This window comes from Collinsella phocaeensis, from assembly GCF_900119895.1.
Classification (GTDB): Bacteria; Actinomycetota; Coriobacteriia; order Coriobacteriales; family Coriobacteriaceae; genus Collinsella; species Collinsella phocaeensis.
Map to the genome: position 1 here is coordinate 121,803 of NZ_FQLR01000004.1, position 18,855 is coordinate 140,657.

Consider the following 18,855-nt stretch of genomic DNA (forward strand, 5'->3'; position numbering starts at 1 on the left):
GGGGCCCCGCGGCGGATGGGCGCTGAGCCATCCGCCCGGGATGCTCCCGGTGACAAACCGATCTGTAGGGAGGCGGGTGCCATGCGCTCGCCTCCCTTCGCCTGTTTGGCCGTCTGCGTCTGCGCCGTTCGCATGCGAATGCGCGGTTCGCGCGGCTCCGACCCCGTTGCTCGCCCGCCTGCCGCCCGCAGGCGCTCGGTCTCGGCCGGGCGCGTTTCGGCCGCCTGGCCGCCCGCGTTCGTCCCGCTGGCCGAATGGGGCGTGCGGGGCGCGCGCTTCCCGAGTAGCGTGGACGGGGTATCCATCGACCCGAAAGGCCCGACATGCCCCAAAGCACCGGTAACCCCTGGATGTTCATGATCATGATGGCCATCGCCGTCTTCCTCGGCGGAGGCGTCTACTGGCTGCGTCAGCGTCGCGAGCAGAAGCGTGCCGCGCAAGAGCGCGCCGCCTCGACCGCGCGCAAGAAGCGCCCGCACAAGAAGAAATAGCGAGGCCTCGGGCTCATCCCGATCGGCGTCCTCGCTGCGCGGCCGCATCGCTGCGCTCCACCCGTCGCCCTGCCCCCTGCCCGGACACGACAAGCAGACCAGTTCGCGCGATGTGAGCGCCCTGCCAGCGGCGCCTGCCGCCGACCGGCATGCAGGGCGTCACTGAAAAGTTGTATACCAACAATACCAGTATGAATATTGATCGAAAGGTGTAGACCAGTAAACCACCAGCTACTTGTATCAAATTGACGATACAAGTGTCTCGGTAAACGGTATATCGAAACCGTTCACCGTTTTCAGAATCTAACCAAGCCGGTGAGCTAATAGGATTCCCCGTTCCATTGATCGGATTGCTGGTAGTAACCAGTTACATTCCGGCAATACCAGTGCGCCTGCGCGCACGTGCACCAAGGGGGAAGAACCGAAAGGAGCTTGGATGCATAAGAGTTCGATTCTGAGCCATCGCTGGATAGGGGGCACCGCGGTCGTGGCCGCGACGGCGCTCTCCATCGCCATCGCGGCACCGGCCGCCGCCGCCCCGCTCGCGGGCGTCGAGTCCGCCGCGGTGAACGCCGAGCGCAACTACGTCGTCGACGTGAACTTCGCCGACGGCATCAAGGGCAAGATCACGTTCCTCGAGGACGGCATCTTCCGCTACAACATCGATCCCTCCGGCGAGTTCTCCGCGTACGCCGCTCCGCGCGACGAGGCCCACACGGCCCGCATCCAGGCCCAGCCGGATGCTTCCAAGAAGTACGCCCATCCGCAGGCGAACGTGTCCGAGAAGGACGGAGCAATCGTCATCACGGCCGGCACCACCACCATCTCCCTGGACAAGGCCACGGCGAAGATGACGGTCAAGTCCGGTGACAGCGTGGTCATGGAGGAGGCGGCCCCGGTCGATCTCTCCGACGGCTCCACCGTCCAGACGCTCGTGAAGCACGACGGCGAGGACTTCTTCGGCGGCGGCACCCAGAACGGCCGCTTCATCCACACCGGCAACTCGATCAACATCAAGAACGAGAGCGGCTGGGTCGACGGTGGCGTCGCCTCCCCCAACCCGTTCTACTGGTCGAGCGCGGGCTACGGCGTCCTGCGCAACACGTTCGCCGACGGCGTGTACGACTTCGGCAAGACCGAGGGCGCCCAGGCGGTCGCCTCGCACGGTGAGAACGAGCTCGACGCCTACTACTTCGTCGCGGACGCCGCGAGCGGAAAGTCCACGGCGCCCATCGCCCAGGAGCTGCTGCAGGCTTACTTCAAGGTGACGGGCAATCCCGTCCTGCTGCCCGAGTACGCCTTCTACGTCGGCCACCTCAACGCGTGGAACCGCGACATGTGGTCGGCGGAGCAGAAGGACGGCTACGGCGCCTGGAACATCAAGGGCGGCACGCCTGCCGCCGAGAACGGCGGGGAGACCAAGTACGAGAAGGGCGGCACGGGCACCTCGATGCAGGCCGGCTCGATCGTCGAGTCCCTCAACGGCCACGGCCCCACCGAGCAGACCGAGAACATCCCGGAGGGCGTGACCTTCTCCCGCGAGTTCTCCGCCCAGGACCGTCTCGACAGCTACCTCGAGAACGACATGCCGCTCGGCTACTTCCTGGCCAATGACGGCTACGGCGCCGGTTACGGGCAGAACGGCTTCGGCAAGACCGGCGGCGTGAACCCGGACGGCACGAGCTCGCCCGAGCGCCTGGCCGCGGTCGCCGCAAACGTCCAGAACCTCAAGGAGTTCACGGAGTACGCCAACAGCAAGGGCGTTGCCACGGGCCTGTGGACCCAGTCCTACCTGAGCCCCGACAGCAACCCCAACACGCAGTGGCAGCTGCTCCGCGACTTCTCCTCCGAGGTCAAGACCGGTGGCGTGACCACGCTGAAGACCGACGTCGCGTGGGTCGGCCCCGGCTACTCCATGGCGCTCGACGGCACCAAGACCGCGTACGACATCGTGACCGAGCAGGCCGGCTTCCGCCCCAACATCATCACCCTGGACGGCTGGGCGGGCACCCAGCGCTTCGGTGGCATCTGGACCGGCGACCAGACGGGCGGCAACTGGGAGTACATCCGCTTCCACATCCCCACGTTCATCGGCCAGTCGCTGTCCGGCAACCCCAACGTGGGCTCCGACAACGACGGCATCTTCGGCGGCCAGCCCGTCATCGCCACGCGCGACTACCAGTGGAAGTCCTTCGCCCCGCTCATGCTCGACATGGACGGATGGGGCAGCTACGTCAAGGCCCCGCAGACGCACGGCGACCCCTACACGGGCATCTCCCGCATGTACCTTAAGCTGAAGAGCCAGCTCATGCCGTACATCTACACCACCGCAGCCTCCGCCGCGAACATCGACACGGGCAACGGCGACGCCGGCATGCCCTTCGTCCGCGCGATCCTGCTGTCCGACGACTCCGCGTACGCCGCCAGCACGGCAACGCAGTACGAGTACACGATGGGCGAGGACTTCCTGGTGGCCCCGATCTACCAGAACACCGACGGCGACGACGCCAACAAGGGCATCGGCGACGGCGACGACGTCCGCAACGGCATCTACCTGCCCGGCACCGAGAAGGACATCTGGATCGACTACTTCACCGGCGACCAGTACCGTGGCGGCCAGGTCCTGAACAACTTCGAGGCTCCGCTCTGGAAGCTGCCGCTGTTCGTGCGCGCGAACGCCATCGTCCCCATGTACGAGCCCAACAATAGTCCCGACCAGGTGGACCGCACGGTTCACAACGTCGAGTTCTTCGCCACGCAGGGCGACAACGAGTACACGCTCTACGAGGACGACGGCACCTACGTCGAGAACAAGATCGACGAGTCCGATGAGGAGTACGGCCGCGAGGCGACCATCTCCTACGGCTCCAACGTCAAGACGAAGTTCACCTCCAGCGCGAAGGGCGATACCGCGACGTTCAAGGCGGGCAAGTCCGAAGGCGGCTACGACGGCTATGACAGCAATCGCAGCACCACCTTCGTGGTGAATGTCTCCGCGAAGCCCCAGGAGATCGTCGCGAAGAACGGCGACGAGCAGCTCAAGGTTACGACGGTGGCATCCCAGGAGGAGTTCGACGCCGCCAAGCCGGCAGCCGGCGAGGCCGTGTACTTCTACAACGAGAAGCCGAACCTCAACTACAACGCCACGGCCGAGAGCGAGTCCGTGCGCAAGGAGGGCTTCTCCAGCACCGAGATCGTCACCAACCCCAAGGTGTACGTGAAGTTCGCCAAGGCGGACGTGAACGCCGTCGAGCAGACGCTTGAGGTCACCGGCTTCGCCAACGAGGGGGCGCTCTCGGGCACCGAGCTCGATACCAGCCTCAAGGCGCCGGCAAATCTCGCCGCGCCCGCGGACGGACTCACCCCGACGAGCATCAAGCTCACCTGGGATGCGGTCGCGGGCGCCGAGGGCTACGACATCGAGATCGACGGCATGCTGAACAGCATCCCGAGCGGGAAGACCGGCGAGTTCACCGTGACGGACCTCGCCTACAACTCCGAGCACGAGTTCAAGATCCGCACCCGCGGCGGTAAGGGCTACTCCGAGTGGAGCGCCCCTCTCAAGGTCAAGACCCTCGAGGACCCGTGGCGCAACGCGCCCGCGCCCGTCGACGTCGCCTGGGAGGGCGGCGAGCACTGGGGCGCGCTCAAGCTCGCGTTCGACCATGACGACAAGAGCGGCAGCGCGTTCCACTCCACCAACGGCGGAGAGGCCATCGGCATGCCGATGACCATCGACTACGGCAAGGTCTACGCGCTCGACGAGTTCGTCTACACGCCGCGCCAGGACAACGGCGGCAACGGCAACGTCTCCAAGATGAAGATCGAGACGAGCGTCGACGGCGCCCACTGGCAGGACCACGGCGTCGCCGAGTGGGACAACAAGGGCGAGGGCAAGATGAAGCCCAAGACCGTGAAGCTCGAGGGCACCTCCGCGCGCTACCTGCGCCTCACCGTTCAGGAGTCCACGGGCGGCTTCTTCTCCGCGACCGAGCTCGCGCTCTACAAGGTCGACAAGACCGAGGGACAGGAGACCGGCTCGCTGAAGGCCCCGGCGACCGTGGGCAGCGAGGACGAGCAGCACATCGACAACTGCGTCGGCCGCGAGAACCGCGGTACCGGCGTGGCCGACTGGAACTCCCACGTCGCCCAGTCCTCCGCCGACTTCAACCTGAACGGCGCGTACGACGTCTACGACATGTCGTTCACGATGTCCAAGCTCGACGGCGGCACCAAGAAGGAGGGCAAGGTCGGCGGCTCCATCGCCGTCGCGCCCGAGAAGGCTTCCGTCAAGGCGGGCGAGACCGTCACGGTCGCCGTGCGCGTCGACGGCGCCAAGAACGTCAACGCCATGGGCGCGCTCGTCAAGTACCCGGTCGCCGACTTCGAGTTCGTCAAGGGCAGCATCCAAGTGACCGACGGCGCCAAGGGCATGGTCAACAAGTCCGGCAACTACACCTTCGGCGAGGAGCTGGACTCCGTGAACATCGCGCTCGCCAACAAGGGCGACCAGGAGCTGTACGCCGGCTCCGAGGACATCGCGACCTTCCAGCTCACCGCCAAGCGCGACTGCGAGGTGGCCCTCGACAGCCAGGCGTGGCTCATCGGCCCTGCGCAGGACTTCGTGACCGCCGGCGAGGGCGAGGTCGGTCCGCAGATGAAGGAGCTCGGCCAGGACGCGTTCAACATCAGCCTCACCAACGAGGGCTATCCCACCGATGACGGCACGAACGTCGAGAAGCTCGTCCAGCAGAACAGCTACGACGGCCTCTTCAACGACAAGGAGAGCGACCGCGAGTTCGAGTTCAAGTGGTTCATGGGTGCCGACCAGCCCTTCGACATGAAGGTCGGCCTGCCGGCGAACCTCACGTTCGAGCTCAAGGAGCCGCGTGCGCTCGCCAACGTGGAGCTGTTCAACGGCGCGGCGAACTCCAACGGATCCATCAACAGCCTCGAGGCGGTCATCACCTTCGAGGACGGCACGACGCAGGAGTTCAAGGGCGGCGACTTCGACACGAACCAGCCCCAGTACACCTTCGAGATCTCCGAGGCCAACAAGGCCAAGGCGGTCGCCAAGGTCGAGATTCGCCCGCTGACCTCCACGGGCGTGGCGACCGGCATCGAGAACCCCGAGAACCGCATGCTCACCATCGGCGAGATCAACTTCAACTACATCGAGGGCGACCAGAAGCCCGAGGCCGAGGCGGACAAGTCCGCGCTGGCGGCCAAGGTCGCCGAGCTCAAGGACCTCGCCAACGACGGCTACACGGACGAGTCCTGGGGCGCGTTCCAGAAGGCGCTCGAGGCGGCCCAGGCCGTGCTCGATAACGCCGAGGCGACGCAGCAGGATGTCGACGGCGCGCTCAAGGCGCTCACCGACGCCCACGCCGGTCTGGTGAAGCCCGAGGCGCCGCAGGTGGACAAGTCCGCGCTTGCGGCTAAGGTCGAGGAGCTGAAGGGCCTCGCCGGCGACGGCTACACGGCCGACTCCTGGAAGGCCTTCGCGGACGCGCTCGCTGCCGCCCAGGGCGTGCTCGATAGCGCCGACGCCACCCAGCAGCAGGTCGACGATGCCCTCAAGGCGCTCGAGGCCGCCCATGCCGGCCTCGTGAAGGACGAGGGCCAGGGCGGCACCGGCGGCCAGGGCGAAGGCCAGGGCCAGGGCGGTTCCGACAACACCGGTTCCGGTGACGCAGGCGCCCAGGGCAAGCCGAACGGCAAGCCCGGCACGAGCGGCGATCTTGCCCAGACCGGCGACGCGACCGCGATCGCCGTGGGTGCGACCGGCGTGCTCGGCGCCCTTTCCGCCGCGGTGGGCGCTCTGATCCATCGCCGCCGTCGCGACTAACGCGGCGACCTCGTCGATCCGACGGCTATGCGGGCGGTCTGCACAAGACGGCAGGCCGCCCGCCTTCCCCGTTCAAACCGGGGTCTCAAATTGGGGACAGGCACCGATTTGAGACCCCGATGCGGCGGCCCGCCGCATCCCGCGTTCCGGTTCGGGCGCGCGGGGCGAATATGTCGCCAGGTACCGCTGCGAGAGCCCGTGCGGCCATCCGTGCCGGCGCTTGGCAACCCCGCTTGCGCCGGGTCGCCCGGCCCCTCGCGCGTCCGCGCATATTCGCCCTGCCTGCCCGCACCGTCGCTCAAAAAGGGGACAGGCACCAATTTGAGGGCGCCGACCTGAGGACCCCTCATCGCGCGCCGGTGCGATGCCCCGCAACTCCCATGAACATCGCATGGGCCGGATGGCTCTTCCGGGCGCTCGGCTATACTGGGGGAGTCTATCGAGCATCTAGGAGGCAACCATGTCTGAGACGGAAAAGACCCCGCTTGTCGGCATCATCATGGGTTCCAAGTCCGACCTTCCGGTGATGGAGGGCTGCACGGCGGAGCTCGAGGCCCTTGGCGTCCCCTACGAGCTGGTCGTCGCCAGCGCGCACCGCAACCCCGCGAAGGTGCACGAGTGGGCCGAGACCGCTGCCGATCGCGGCATCAAGGTGATCGTCGCCGCGGCCGGCAAGGCCGCGCACCTCGGCGGCGTCGTCGCCGCGTTCACCCCGCTGCCGGTCATCGGCGTCCCCATGAAGACGAGCGATCTCGGCGGGCTCGACTCCCTGCTGTCCATGGTGCAGATGCCCTCCGGCGTGCCGGTGGCGTGCGTCGCCATCAACGGGGCGAAGAACGCCGCCATCTTCGCGACGCAGATTCTCGGCGCCACCATGCCCGAGTACCGCGACGCCATCGCGAAGCTCAAGCGGGAGATGGCCGAGGCCTAAGGGCAGATGAAGTCCCGCGGGCGCGCGCTCAGCCGCGCGCCCGCATTCTTTTGGCACGCATGAGCGGGTACGGCTCGGAGGGAGAGGCGTGACGATGTTGCATTCCGATCGGGAGGGATTGGTCGGGGGCCGCGGCCCCGCGCCGGCGCCGCGCGCCGCATCGAGTTTTGCGGACCGCACGGAATCCGATCTGTTCCCGGAGCTCTCCTCTCCTGGCCGTACCGCGCAGACGACCCCTGTCCCGGCGCCCCGCGTTCGCATGGTGTCGGCGGGGACGCATTTCGCGGCTCCCGTGGCCGATGGGCCCGGAGCGCGCGCTGCCGGGGAGGCTTCGGCGAGCGGGCGCCGCGCTCCCGCGCCCGCCGCGGTCTCGGATGACGACAACGCATGGGTTCCGCGGCCCGTCGGCGCCCGCTTCGCTCCGTCGAAGGCGGGGGCGGCGCCCGGATCCGCCGGCTCTTCCGCGCGCGAGCGCATTGAGCGCCAGGCGAGCGCCAACCCGTTCGATACGGCGCAGTTTCTCATCGCCGCCGGATGTGCCCCCGCCGTGCCGGTGCCGTCCGCTCCCGCTTCCTTCGCGCCGGCTTCCGCAGCGCCCGCTGCTCCGTCCGCGCCGGTGAAGCCGATGCCGGATGCGACGCCCGGACGGCTCCATCCCGCGGGTGGGACGGCGGCCTCACCGGCTCCGTCGCGCGCCGTCCCCGTTTCTCCCGCCCCCACCGCCGCCCCAGTCGCTGCGGGCGGGGCCTCCCCTCGATTCGCGAACAGCGCCGCGTCCAGCGCTGCCTATGCCATGACTCGTCATCCAGAATCCGTCCGTAACGCTGCGCCCGCCTCGCCGGACCCTGCTCGCTCGGTCCCTGTCGGCTCCGTCGCGAACATGCGCCCCGCCGCACCCGGCTTCGGTGCGCCCGGTCGTGACGTCCCGGCTCCCGCGCACCCGGCCGATGCGGCCTTCGATGCCGCCGCGACGGGCCGCATTCCCGTGCCCCGCGCGTCTGTCGCCCCCGCCGTCCAGGCGTCGGTTGCCGCACGGGCTGCAGCGGCGCCCGGGCGGGCATATTGCGCATCGGCTTCCGGCTCCGGTGCCGTTCCGCCGCGCGGGCCCGTGCCGTCCGGCTCCGCGTCCGGCTTCCAGCCGCCGGAGCCTCCGCGCAAGAAGAAGGGCGGTGCGCTCTCCATCGTGCTGATCGTCGTGGGCGTGGCGCTCCTGCTCGTTGCGGGCGGCCTGTTCATCAAGGCCCAGATCGGCTACAAGCAGGCGGAATCCACGTACGCCGGACTGCAGCAGTACGCGGTTTCGGCTGACAGCGGAGACGGCGTGCCCGATGTCGATTTCGACGGCCTTGCGGCCATCAACCCGGATATCGTCGGATGGATCTACGCCCCGGGGACCCCGATCAACTATCCCGTCGTGCAGACGGACGATAACACCACGTACCTCACCAAGCTGTTCGATCTTTCGGGCAACGGGTCGGGGACCATCTTCATGGATATGGACGACACGGCCCCCGGCATGGTGGACCAGCAGACCACGCTGTACGGGCACCACATGAACGACGGCAAGATGTTCAAGGTCGTGGACAACACGCTTGACCAGGCGTCGTTCGATGCGTTCCCCTTCGTGTACTACATCACCCCGAGCGCCACATACAAGCTGCGGCCGCTTATGACGGCGCAGGTCGAGGATACCTATGTGGACGCCCGAAAGACCAACTTCACCGGTGAGGGCGAGTCGCTCCGGGCCTATCTCGAGGACATGCTCGCGCACGCCAAGGCTCAAGCCGACGACGCCGCGGCGCGCATCGAGGATACGGATCAGGTGATGAGCCTCGTGACGTGCGCCGGCGAGATCATCCCGCGCACCACGCGCGCCGTCATGGTGCTTACGGTCGAGGAGGTCACGGCCCGCCAGTAGCCGCGGCTATATCGAGGGGCGGGCCGTGCCAAAGGGGACGTACCCTTTGGCACGGCCCGCTCTTTTGAGATGACGACGGTCGCCACCGGGGCGCACCTCCCCGGCACGGCATCGGGCGCTTTGGGCCTAAAGAGAAGCCCGGCACCGCACGGCGCGGCACCGGGCTGTGTCGTTGAGTGGGCGCTCCGGCCGGCCTTAGGTCTCGGGGCGGTCCATACGGCTGGAGACGTCCGGATGGATGCTCATGCTCTGGAAGCGATGGGCCATGTACGCGTTGTCGAAGTGGTCGGCGTAGAACTGCTCCACGGGCGAGGTGGGCGCAAGGCCGCTCGAGCGGGTGAACCAGCAGTCCAGCGCCTGGATGGTCATGCAGGCGTTGACGAGCATGAGCGCCGCGGCGATCGTGGTGAGCGAGTAGCGGAGCTTCCAGGGAATGAGGTTGATGAGCGCGAGCAGGCGCGGCAGGCACAGCTTGATCCAGAAGACGCCCAAGATGCCCCACATGATCATGAAGGGCGTGGAGGTGCGGCTCGCGAAGATGATCGCCATGGGGTCGGGCACGCCGGGCAGCAGCTCGTAGGAGTAGCTCCAGGCGATCGCGCCGAACGACGTCTGCATCCACCAGCTCACGCTGGCTTCGAACACGCCTCCCACAAAAGCGCTCACCAGGAAGATGAACAGGAAGTTCTTACGGTAGAAGCGGTTGAGGATGATGGTGAGCAGCACGGCGCCCACGCCGTAGATGGGGGAGAAGGGCCCGAAGAGCAGGCCCGCGCGGTCCTGGTACACGCCGGGGTCGACCCACACCATGTGGAAGATCACCTCGATGATGAGGCCGAGCACGCAGCACACCATGAAGACCCAGAACAAGTTGAAGAAGTTGAGCTTGATGTAGCCTTCCCCGGAGAGGTCGCGGCCGAGCATGCCCTCGGCGGCCGCCTCGCGGTCCTCGAGGTCGCGCAGACGGCGCTGGAGCTCGCGCTCCTCGCGGAGCGCCGGATCGACCGAGATGGAGATGGCGGCGAGAATGGCGAGCTGGATGGAAGGGCGAATAAGGTGCAGCCCGAAGCCCTGAAGCATCACGTCGACGATGATCTGCGCGATGCTCAGAAAGATGAGGACGTACGACCAGCGGGCCGCATCGCGGCGATAGCTCTTAAGCAGGGTCCAGCCGAAGATGATGGATCCGACTGCCGAGACGAACGAGATGACGAAGCCGATCGCGTTGACGGCCACGGTGAGGGTGAGGTTGGTGCCGATGATGGCGGCTTCGGGGTCGGTGAAGATGAGGTAGGCGCTGATGCCGAAGAAGGCGCCCAGCAGCGGCAAGGAGATGACGCCGCCCAGCAGGCAGATGACGCCGTAGACCTTCATGAAGAGGGGGACCTCGCGGCTATGGAGCGGGGTGGGGGTCTCCGGATCGAGGTCGTTGCCCGGAAGGTCGTAATCGATCCTGTTTCCGGTCTTGTCGTCAGCGGTGATGCGCACGGTCGCGGTGTCTGATGTGCTCAATGAACTCCCATTTCGCCTGCGAGGATAGATTTGAGACACTATACCGCATATGGGTGTTGCGTCGCTGAGCGGGTCGCGCCACCGCTTGCGGCTACGCACCCGGCAGGCGCGCCGCTCCATCGGGTGTACTGCCCTCTCGCTGGGTGCAAACGGTAGCACAAGTCGACAAAACTCCACCGATCCCGGTAGTTTTTCCGACTTGTGCTACCGTTTCCGGCCTCCCCGCGATTCCTTGCCTCAATTTGGGGACAGGCACTTTTTTGAGGTTCCCCGCCGTTTCCTCAGCTCCGCGCCCTTGCGGGTTCGAATCCATGCGCGTTCCACTAAAAAGCGAGCCCGAGGGACTCGCTGCACGACAGAACCTGGCGGAGAGAGGGGGATTCGAACCCCCGGGACGCTTGCGCGCCCAACGGTTTTCAAGACCGCCGCATTCAACCGCTCTGCCATCTCTCCGTGAGAGGTAATGATAGCATCGAATCATGTGTAACGGGCAGACGGGAGGGCATTGTGACGGCACGGGAGCATGATGAGCGCTATATGCGCGTCGCGCTGGAGGAGGCGCACACCGCCGCCGAGCTCGGCGAGGTGCCCATCGGTGCCGTAGTTGTCTACCAGGGGGAGATCGTATCCCGCGCGCACAACCTGCGCGAGCGCAACGAGGACCCTTCCGCCCATGCCGAGTTCACGGCGATGTGCGAGGCGGCGCGCACGCTGGGCCGTTGGCGCCTGACGGGGTGCACCGTGTACGTGACGCTGGAGCCTTGCTGCATGTGCGCGGGGCTGATGGTCAACGCCCGCATCGACCGGTGCGTGTTCGGCGCGCCGGATCCCAAGGGCGGCGCGACCGGGTCGCTGTTCAGGCTCCATGCGGACGCGCGCCTCAACCACGCGTTCGCGGTCACGCCCGGCGTGCTGGGGGACGAGTGCGCCGCCCTGCTGCGCGAGTTCTTCGGCGATGTCCGCCGGCGCCGCGCGCTCGAGGGCGATCGGACGGCGCCCGAGGACGTGCCGTCGGCGCCCGCCGTTCCACGGGAAACATCGGCTGCGTCCGCCCCCTCCGTGCTGCTCGCGGTCGACTCGTTCAAAGGGTCGGCGACGAGTGTGCAGGCGGAGGGCTGGATCGCGGAGGGTATTCGCCGGGCATGTCCCGATGCGAGCATCGTGCACCTGCCGTTCGCCGACGGCGGCGAGGGTACGCTCGACGCGCTCTCCTCGTCGCTCGGGGGCGAGGCGTGCACGTGCTCGGTGCCGGGTCCGTTTGGGGACGAGGTCGCCGCACGGTACCTGCTCGCGGACGTCGACGGCGTAGCCACCGCGGTCATCGAGTTGGCGCAGGCGGCGGGCATCGGGCACTCGCCCTGCACCCACGATGCCGCCTTGGTGGCGTCGACGTTCGGCGTGGGGCGCCTCGTGCGCGCCGCCGTCGAGCGCGGCGCCCGCCGGCTCTGCTTCGCTCTCGGCGGCAGCGCCACGACCGACGGCGGCGCCGGTATGCTCCGGGCCCTCGGCGCGAGGCTGCTCGACGAAGACGGCTCGGAGGTGCCTGCCGGCCTCGCCGGGCTCGAGCGCCTGGCCTCCATCGACCTCGCGCCCGCGCTCGGACTGCTGTCCGGCTGCGAGCTCGTGGTGCTGTCGGACGTGGACAATCCCCTCGCGGGCAAACGGGGCGCGGTGCGCGTCTTTGCGCCCCAGAAGGGTCTCGGGGCGGGAATGGACCCCGATGAGCGCGAGCGGGCGCTTGCGCAGGCGGACGCGTGGATGGTTCGCTACGGCAGGCTGCTCGACGCCGCCCGCGCCGCGCTGGAAGCGGCGTCTGGCGAGGACGGCGGCGCGGCGGCATCGGAGGCGTCGCGACCCCGCGCGTTCCGCTCGGTTATCGGCGTGCCCGGGGCGGGCGCGGCGGGGGGCGTGGGCGCGGCCCTGCTCGCGCTGTCCGCGCGCTTGGAGTCGGGTGCCGAGGCGGTGCTCGATCTCATCGGTTTCGACGAGAAGCTCGCCGATGCGGACCTGGTGGTGACGGGCGAGGGGTTCATGGATGAGCAGACGGCGGCGGGCAAGGCGCCGATCGCCGTGGCGCGCCGGGCGCACCGCGCGCACGTGCCGGTGGCCGCCGTGGCCGGCGGGCGTGCCGAACGCCTCGAGTCCGTGTATGCGCGCGGAGTCGATCTGGTCGTCGCCGGACCGCGCCGCCCCATGTCGCTCGCGGACGCCCTCTCCTCCAAGGAGGTCGAGGCGAACCTTGTTTGCGCGGGCGAGGAGGTCGCGCGCGCCTATCTGCTGGGGCGCTGAGAACCGTCCACGCCCCGCACCCCGGTCTCTTCTTCTGCCGCTCGCCGGTCGCCTGCCCGTCTCCGTCGTTCATGCGGGCGTCTTGTCGTGCGGCTGAGGGCGTGATAGGATGGCAAGACGCGCCGCGCGCGTTCGATGGGTTCGGGTGACGATATGTTCCGAATCTGGTCAGGTCCGGGAGGAAGCAGCCATAAGGAGCCTCTGCCGGGCACCCGTTCCCATCGAGCGCACGGGCGCTTTTTAATATGAGTTGAACATTGTCAAGTGGCAAAAAGGCCCTGCCCTCCGCGGAGCTACCGCGGAGGGCAGGGTCCATCTATCTTCACCCGGTGGCCGCGCCGCTTGAGGGCGTGTCTGCTCGACGCACGTTCGGCACTCTAATATCCGCGGGTCGGAACCGCATCTCGTTGCTACGGCTGGGGGCCTCCGGCTCGATCGCAGTCTTGAGGCGGGCGTGGCGGTCTCCCGCCGCCCAGAAAAAGGACTGGAACGGCCTCCCAACGGCCTCGAGCGCGGCGCGCCCCGGGGTCGGACTCCTATCTCACCGCGGGAGCTACCGGGCCATGAGCGCTATCGCCCACACCCAGCAGGCCATCTCGCGGGCCGTCGCGCAGTTCGCCACGCACGGCCTCTTGCCCGCCTCCGACATGGCGGCGCGCCTGTCCCGCAGGCGGCGGTTGCACTTCGCGGCGTGCCTCGACACGGCGGGCTCGACCCCGTGGCCCGGCCTCGGCCTCTTGGGGCGCCTCGTCGACATCGGGACGTGCCAGGACGCCTCGACCAGCGCGCGCCGCACGTGGGAGTTCCCCGCGCGGGTGATCCCGCCGCGCGACTCCGTCTCGCCGCTCGAGCGCTCCGGGGGGGCCAGGCCGCACCACGAGGCGAACGACGGCGCGGTCGGGAACCTCGAGAAGTCGCCGGCCTCGGCGGCGAGCAGGAAGGCACTCGCGACGTCGATGCCCTTCACCAGGCAGAGCGCGTCGACGACAGGCGCCCACCCGGGGCGCGCGGCGGCCTCCTCCACCTTGCGCTCGAGCTCCCTCTTGGCCTCGGCGCAGCGCTCCACGGCGTCCATGTAGTGCCCGTAGGCGGCCGCGTCGTCGGCCTCGCCGAACTCGATCGACCTCGCCCACCTCCAGTACGCCTCGGTCCAGTTCGACCTGCGGCGCCCGGCCGGCGTCGTCTCGTCGAACACCAGGCCGTGCCTGAGCAGGAACTTGGACATGCGCTGCCTGGCGCGCTGCAGGTCGTCGCGGGCGTCCTCGAGCGCGCGGGAGAGGTCCCGGGCGGCCTCGGTGCGGTCATCGGGCACCCACACCTCGACGACGTTGCGGCAGGCGAGGAGCCTGGCCAGCCACTCGGCGTCGCGCCGGTCGTTCTTGCGGCCCCGGTCGGCCGCGGGCCGGTGCATCTTGGAGACGGCGCCCACGGCGCAGTCGGGGCCGAGGGCGCGCAGGGCGCGGCACAGGTGGAAGCCGGTCGGGCCGCTCTCGTACACCGCCTTGGGCGACTCGAACCCCAGGACCCACTCGGCGACCGACGCCGGGTCGTAGCCGAACCTGGCCCGGACCACCTCGCCGGTCATGGGGTCGAAGGCGCATGCGGAGATGCTCCTCGCGTGGACGTCGAGACCGATGGCTGTGACATAATCGAACATGGCGGGCCCCTCTCCGTCGCATGTGGCGCGCGGCCACGGTTGGCGTTACGACCATTGTCGCCCGACCCACGATAGAGCTACAAGGGGAGGGGCTCCCAATGTTCAACTCATATCGTCTCATGCCGGTCGAGCCCGGAGCGCCCCGTACGTGCGGCCGCCCCGATCGGAATGCGCGGAACGGCCGCGCCCTCGATTGGCGCTCTCGATGGGACATGCGCTTCCGCCCGCGCCCCCGGTGCACAGGGCGCCTCGCCGGCCGCCGCCCGCGCATCACGCGTTCGTAACGCGCGCGCAAGGCCGCCGTCACATCTCCCCGTCCTCCTTCGCGCAGACGACGACCCGGAGTACAATGCGGGACGTTACTTTGATGCGCATGCGCTATGAGTCGCGGGGATATCTATGTTTCAACTGTTCAGGCGATTCGCCGGACCCTATTTGTTCCAGATCGTCGTCGGGCCTGCCTGCAAGCTGATCGAGGTGCTCTTCGATTTGCTCACGCCCCTGGTCATCGCGCGCATGATCGACGCCGCCGTGGCCGCGCGCGACGTCGACGCGCTGCTCCGCTACGGTGTCCTGCTCGCCGGCATGGCGGTGGTGGGCATCTGCTTCACGCTCGTCTGCCAGAAGATGGCGGCGCTCGCCTCTCAGGGCATGGGCACGGCCATCCGCGGCGCGCTGTTCGAGCACGTCAACGAGTTGTCCTACGCCGAGCTCGACCGCTTCGGCACCCCATCGCTCATCACGCGCATCACCAACGACGTCAACCAGGTCCAGCTTGCCATCGCGCTCGGTATCCGCCAGCTCATCCGCTGGCCGTTCCTGGCGGTGGGCTCCATGGTCGCCGCGCTGCTCATCGATGTCGAGCTGGGGGTGATCTTCTTGGAGGCGACGCCGCTCATCGGTTTCGTGTTCTGGTTCGTCATGGCGCGGTGCGTCCCCTATTTCCGGCAGATGCAGCAAAAGCTCGACCGCATCGGCCTGATCACGCGCGAAGGCCTGTCCGGCGTCCGCGTGGTGCGCGCCTTCGTACGGGAGGAGCACGAGCGCGAGCGTTTCGCCGAGGCCGCCCGCGAGCAGGCCGCGACGGCCATCGCCGCCGGCCGCCTGTCGAGCACGCTCAACCCGGTGACCTTCCTGGTGATGAATCTCGCGGTCTGCGCGATCCTATGGCGCGGCGGCGTGCGAGTCGACGCGGGCGGGTTCACGCAGGGCCAGGTGGTGGCCTTCGTCAACTACATGACGCAGACGCTGCTCTCGATCGTCTACGTGGCCAACCTGGTGGTGGTGTTCACGCGGGCCTCGGCGTCCGCCGCCCGCGTGAACGAGGTGCTGCGGTGCGTGCCCGGCATCGCGGACGAGGCGACCGCGCCGGTGGATTTGTCCGCCGTCGCGGCCGGGGCTGACGAGGCGCTGGCCCTGCGGCTCGACGGGGCGACGTTCTCGTACCCCGACGCCGCCGCCCCGGCGGTCGAGGACGTCTCGCTCGAGCTTCGCTGCGGCGGGACGCTCGGCGTCATCGGCGGTACCGGTTCGGGTAAATCCACGCTCGTCTCGCTGCTTCCCCGTCTGTACGATGCGACGGCGGGCGCGGTCGAGGTCATGGGCGTCGATGTCCGCTCCTGGCCCTTGGACCAGCTCCGTCGTGCCGTGAGCATCGTTCCGCAGAAGGCGGAGCTGGTGAGCGGGACGATTCGCTCCAACCTGCTGTGGAGGGACGTCGAGGCGGATGACGCCGAGCTTTGGAGCGCACTCGAGGCGGCGCAGGCCGGCGAGTTCGTGCGTGCGCTTCCCGACGGTCTCGATGCGCACGTCGAGGCGGGCGGCGCGAACTTCTCCGGCGGACAGCGCCAGCGCCTGACGATCGCGCGAGCGCTCGTGGGCGCGCCCGAGGTGCTGATCCTGGACGACTCGTCCTCCGCGCTCGACTTCAAGACCGACGCCGCCCTGCGCGCGGCCGTCCGCGGGCTTGCGCGCGCGGCCACGACGCGCTCGGGCCTGCCTCTGACGTGCGTGATCGTGAGTCAGCGCGTGTCGAGCGTGCGGGATGCGGACCGGATCTGCGTCATGTCGCACGGACGCGCCGTGGGCCTGGGGCCGCACGCGCAGCTGATGGAGGGGTGCGGCCTGTACCGCGAGATCTGCGCGTCCCAGCTGAGCGAGGCCGAGATGGCCGCCGTCGGCGCGGGCGCGCCCGCCGCGGAGCCCCGTCGACCTGGGTGCTGCGCAACGGAAGGGGATGAGTGCCGCGATGCCTAATCCGTATGCTTCCACCGGTTCGGTCGCAACGGTCGCCGCATCGGTGTCTGGAAACGACAGCCTGAACGATTTCGGCGGAGGGCCCGAGGGGTCCAGTCGCGACTCCCGCGTCCCGCGCATGGGCGCGCGGCAGGTGGTTCGCCGCCTTCTGGGCTATGTCGGCCCGCACCGCATATCGCTGGTCGTATCGTTTGCCGCATCCGTCGCCTCGATATGCCTGCAGCTCTACGTGCCGATTCTCATCGGGCGCGGCATCGACTGCATCCTGGGTCCTGGCGAGGTGGATTTCGATGCCCTGGCGGGCGTGCTCGCCATGCTCGCGGCTGTGGTCGTCGCGGCGGCGGTGACGCAGTGGCTGCAGGGCTACTGCGTCAACCGCCTTGCCTGCGAGACGGCGCGCGACCTGCGCCTGGCGGCGAGCGCCAAGCTCTCGCGGGTCCCGGTCTCGGTGATCGACGGGCATGCGCACGGAGACCTCATCTCCCGTGTGGTCAACGATGTGGACCAGGTGGGAGACGGCCTGCTGCAGGGTCTCACCCAGCTCTTCTCCGGCGTGGTGACCATCGTGGGGACGCTGGGGTTCATGCTCGCCACGAGCGCCCCCATGGCTCTTGTCGTGGTGCTTGTCACGCCGCTCTCGGTGTTCGCCGCCACGGCGATCGCCAAGTGCTCCAACAGGAGCTTCACCGAGCAGCAGCGCATCCAGGGCGGCCTGGGAGCCTACATCGAGGAGTACGTGGGCGTCCAGCGCCTCGTTGCGGCCTGCGCGTACGGCGAGCGCTCGCGTGCGGGGTTCGACGCCCTGAACGCCGAGCTCTACGCGGTCGGCGAGCGCGCTCAGTTCCTGAGCTCGCTGTCCAATCCGGGGACGCGCTTCATCAACAACATCATCTACGCCGTCGTGGCGGTCCTGGGATGCCTCGGGGTGATAACCGGGTTCCCGGCGCGGCTCACCGTGGGCGAGGTGCAGGTGTTCCTCTCCTATGCCAACCAGTACACCAAGCCGTTCAACGAGGTGACGGGCGTGATCGCGCAGATCCAGACCGCATTCGCCTCGGCGCGCCGCGTGTTCGCCCTGCTCGATGCGTCCGAGGTCGCCCCGGACGCCCCCGGTGCCCCGGAGCTCGCCGACCCGCGGGGCGCGGTGGCCTTCGAGCACGTCGACTTCTCCTACGTCGCGCACCGCCCGCTGCTGCGCGACATCTGCATCGAGGCGGAGCCCGGCGCGCGCGTAGCGCTCGTGGGCCCGACGGGGTGCGGCAAGACCACCCTCATCAACCTGCTGCTGAGGTTCTACGACGTCGACGCCGGCGTGCTGCGCGTCGACGGCCGCCCGGTCGGGGAGTACGCCCGCGCGAGCCTGCGTCGCTCGTTCGGCATGGTGTTGCAGGAGAGCTGGCTGTTCGAGGGGACGGTCCACGACAACATCGCGTACGGCAGGCCGGAGGCGACCCGCGCGCAGGTCGAGGAGGCCGCGCGCCGCGCACGCGCGGACGCGTTCATCCGCGCGCTGCCGCAGGGCTACGACACGGTGCTGCCCGAGGGCGGGGGCTCGCTGTCCCAGGGACAGCGCCAGCTGCTGTGCATCGCGCGCGTCATGCTCACCGACCCGGCGGTGCTGTTGCTGGACGAGGCGACCTCGAGCATCGACACGCGCACTGAGCTGCAGGTCCAGGCCGCCTTCGACGAGCTCATGCGCGACAGGACGAGCTTCGTGGTGGCGCATCGCCTCTCCACGGTGCGCGACGCGGACTGCATCCTGGTCATGCGCGACGGGCGCATCGTCGAGCGCGGCCGCCACGAAGAGCTGCTCGCCGCGGACGGTGCGTACGCCGCGCTCTACCGCTCGCAATTCGCCTGATTCGGCCGGCATCCGTCGGTGACGGCATGAGGCGCCCCCGCTCGGTGCGGCCGTTGGCCGCGGAGCGGGGGGCGCCTCGCATGTCTCAGCCG

General features: G+C 68.5%; 9 protein-coding genes, 1 tRNA gene and 1 other RNA gene. 8 read left to right on the top strand and 3 right to left on the bottom strand.

The genetic code is table 11. The features are described 5' to 3' along the window. The first annotated feature begins 323 nt into the window (after nucleotides 1-323). The 4 genes from BQ7355_RS09030 (at nucleotide 324) to BQ7355_RS09315 (ending at nucleotide 9,188) form a co-directional block, all read left to right on the top strand. Nucleotides 324-491, top strand: coding sequence for an LPXTG cell wall anchor domain-containing protein (locus BQ7355_RS09030; RefSeq protein ID WP_143761690.1), 168 nt, complete (start codon nucleotides 324-326; stop codon nucleotides 489-491). Nucleotides 492-927: 436 nt separating this feature from the next. Next, nucleotides 928-6,339, top strand: coding sequence for a TIM-barrel domain-containing protein (locus tag BQ7355_RS02675; RefSeq protein WP_072414821.1), 5,412 nt, complete (start codon nucleotides 928-930; stop codon nucleotides 6,337-6,339). Between the two features lie 460 nt (nucleotides 6,340-6,799). Beyond that, nucleotides 6,800-7,270, top strand: a complete 471-nt coding sequence (gene purE, locus BQ7355_RS02680; RefSeq protein ID WP_072414822.1) for a 5-(carboxyamino)imidazole ribonucleotide mutase — start codon at nucleotides 6,800-6,802, stop codon at nucleotides 7,268-7,270. Nucleotides 7,271-7,358: 88 nt separating this feature from the next. After that, on the top strand, nucleotides 7,359-9,188 hold the full coding sequence (locus BQ7355_RS09315; protein ID WP_420806546.1) for a class B sortase: 1,830 nt from the start codon (nucleotides 7,359-7,361) through the stop codon (nucleotides 9,186-9,188). Between the two features lie 195 nt (nucleotides 9,189-9,383). Here the strand turns inward: BQ7355_RS09315 and BQ7355_RS02690 are convergent, their stop codons facing one another. Next, nucleotides 9,384-10,700 carry a putative ABC transporter permease gene (locus BQ7355_RS02690; RefSeq protein WP_240307296.1) on the bottom strand — a complete coding sequence of 439 codons (1,317 nt, stop codon included), beginning with the start codon at nucleotides 10,698-10,700 and terminating at the stop codon, nucleotides 9,384-9,386. A 363-nt stretch (nucleotides 10,701-11,063) separates the two neighbouring features. After that, a tRNA-Ser gene (locus tag BQ7355_RS02695) sits at nucleotides 11,064-11,153 on the bottom strand. A 54-nt stretch (nucleotides 11,154-11,207) separates the two neighbouring features. Between BQ7355_RS02695 and BQ7355_RS02700 the strand changes: the two genes are divergently transcribed. Further along, nucleotides 11,208-12,989, top strand: a complete 1,782-nt coding sequence (locus BQ7355_RS02700; protein WP_072414823.1) for a glycerate kinase — start codon at nucleotides 11,208-11,210, stop codon at nucleotides 12,987-12,989. A gap of 132 nt (nucleotides 12,990-13,121) precedes the next feature. Further along, nucleotides 13,122-13,217, top strand: an RNA gene (ffs, locus tag BQ7355_RS02705) — signal recognition particle sRNA small type. A gap of 325 nt (nucleotides 13,218-13,542) precedes the next feature. On the opposite strand, the gene BQ7355_RS02710 is transcribed toward ffs, so the two are convergent. Further along, nucleotides 13,543-14,646 (bottom strand): IS110 family RNA-guided transposase, encoded by a 1,104-nt coding sequence (locus BQ7355_RS02710; protein ID WP_072414622.1) that lies wholly within the window; start codon nucleotides 14,644-14,646, stop codon nucleotides 13,543-13,545. A gap of 399 nt (nucleotides 14,647-15,045) precedes the next feature. Between BQ7355_RS02710 and BQ7355_RS02715 the strand changes: the two genes are divergently transcribed. After that, the gene (locus BQ7355_RS02715) at nucleotides 15,046-16,902 is read left to right on the top strand and encodes an ABC transporter ATP-binding protein (RefSeq protein WP_072414824.1); all 1,857 of its coding nucleotides are present in this window, start codon (nucleotides 15,046-15,048) and stop codon (nucleotides 16,900-16,902) included. Beyond that, nucleotides 16,895-18,763 (top strand): ABC transporter ATP-binding protein, encoded by a 1,869-nt coding sequence (locus BQ7355_RS02720; protein WP_072414825.1) that lies wholly within the window; start codon nucleotides 16,895-16,897, stop codon nucleotides 18,761-18,763. The genes BQ7355_RS02715 and BQ7355_RS02720 overlap by 8 nt, the downstream gene beginning before the upstream one ends. Nucleotides 18,764-18,855 lie beyond the last annotated feature (92 nt).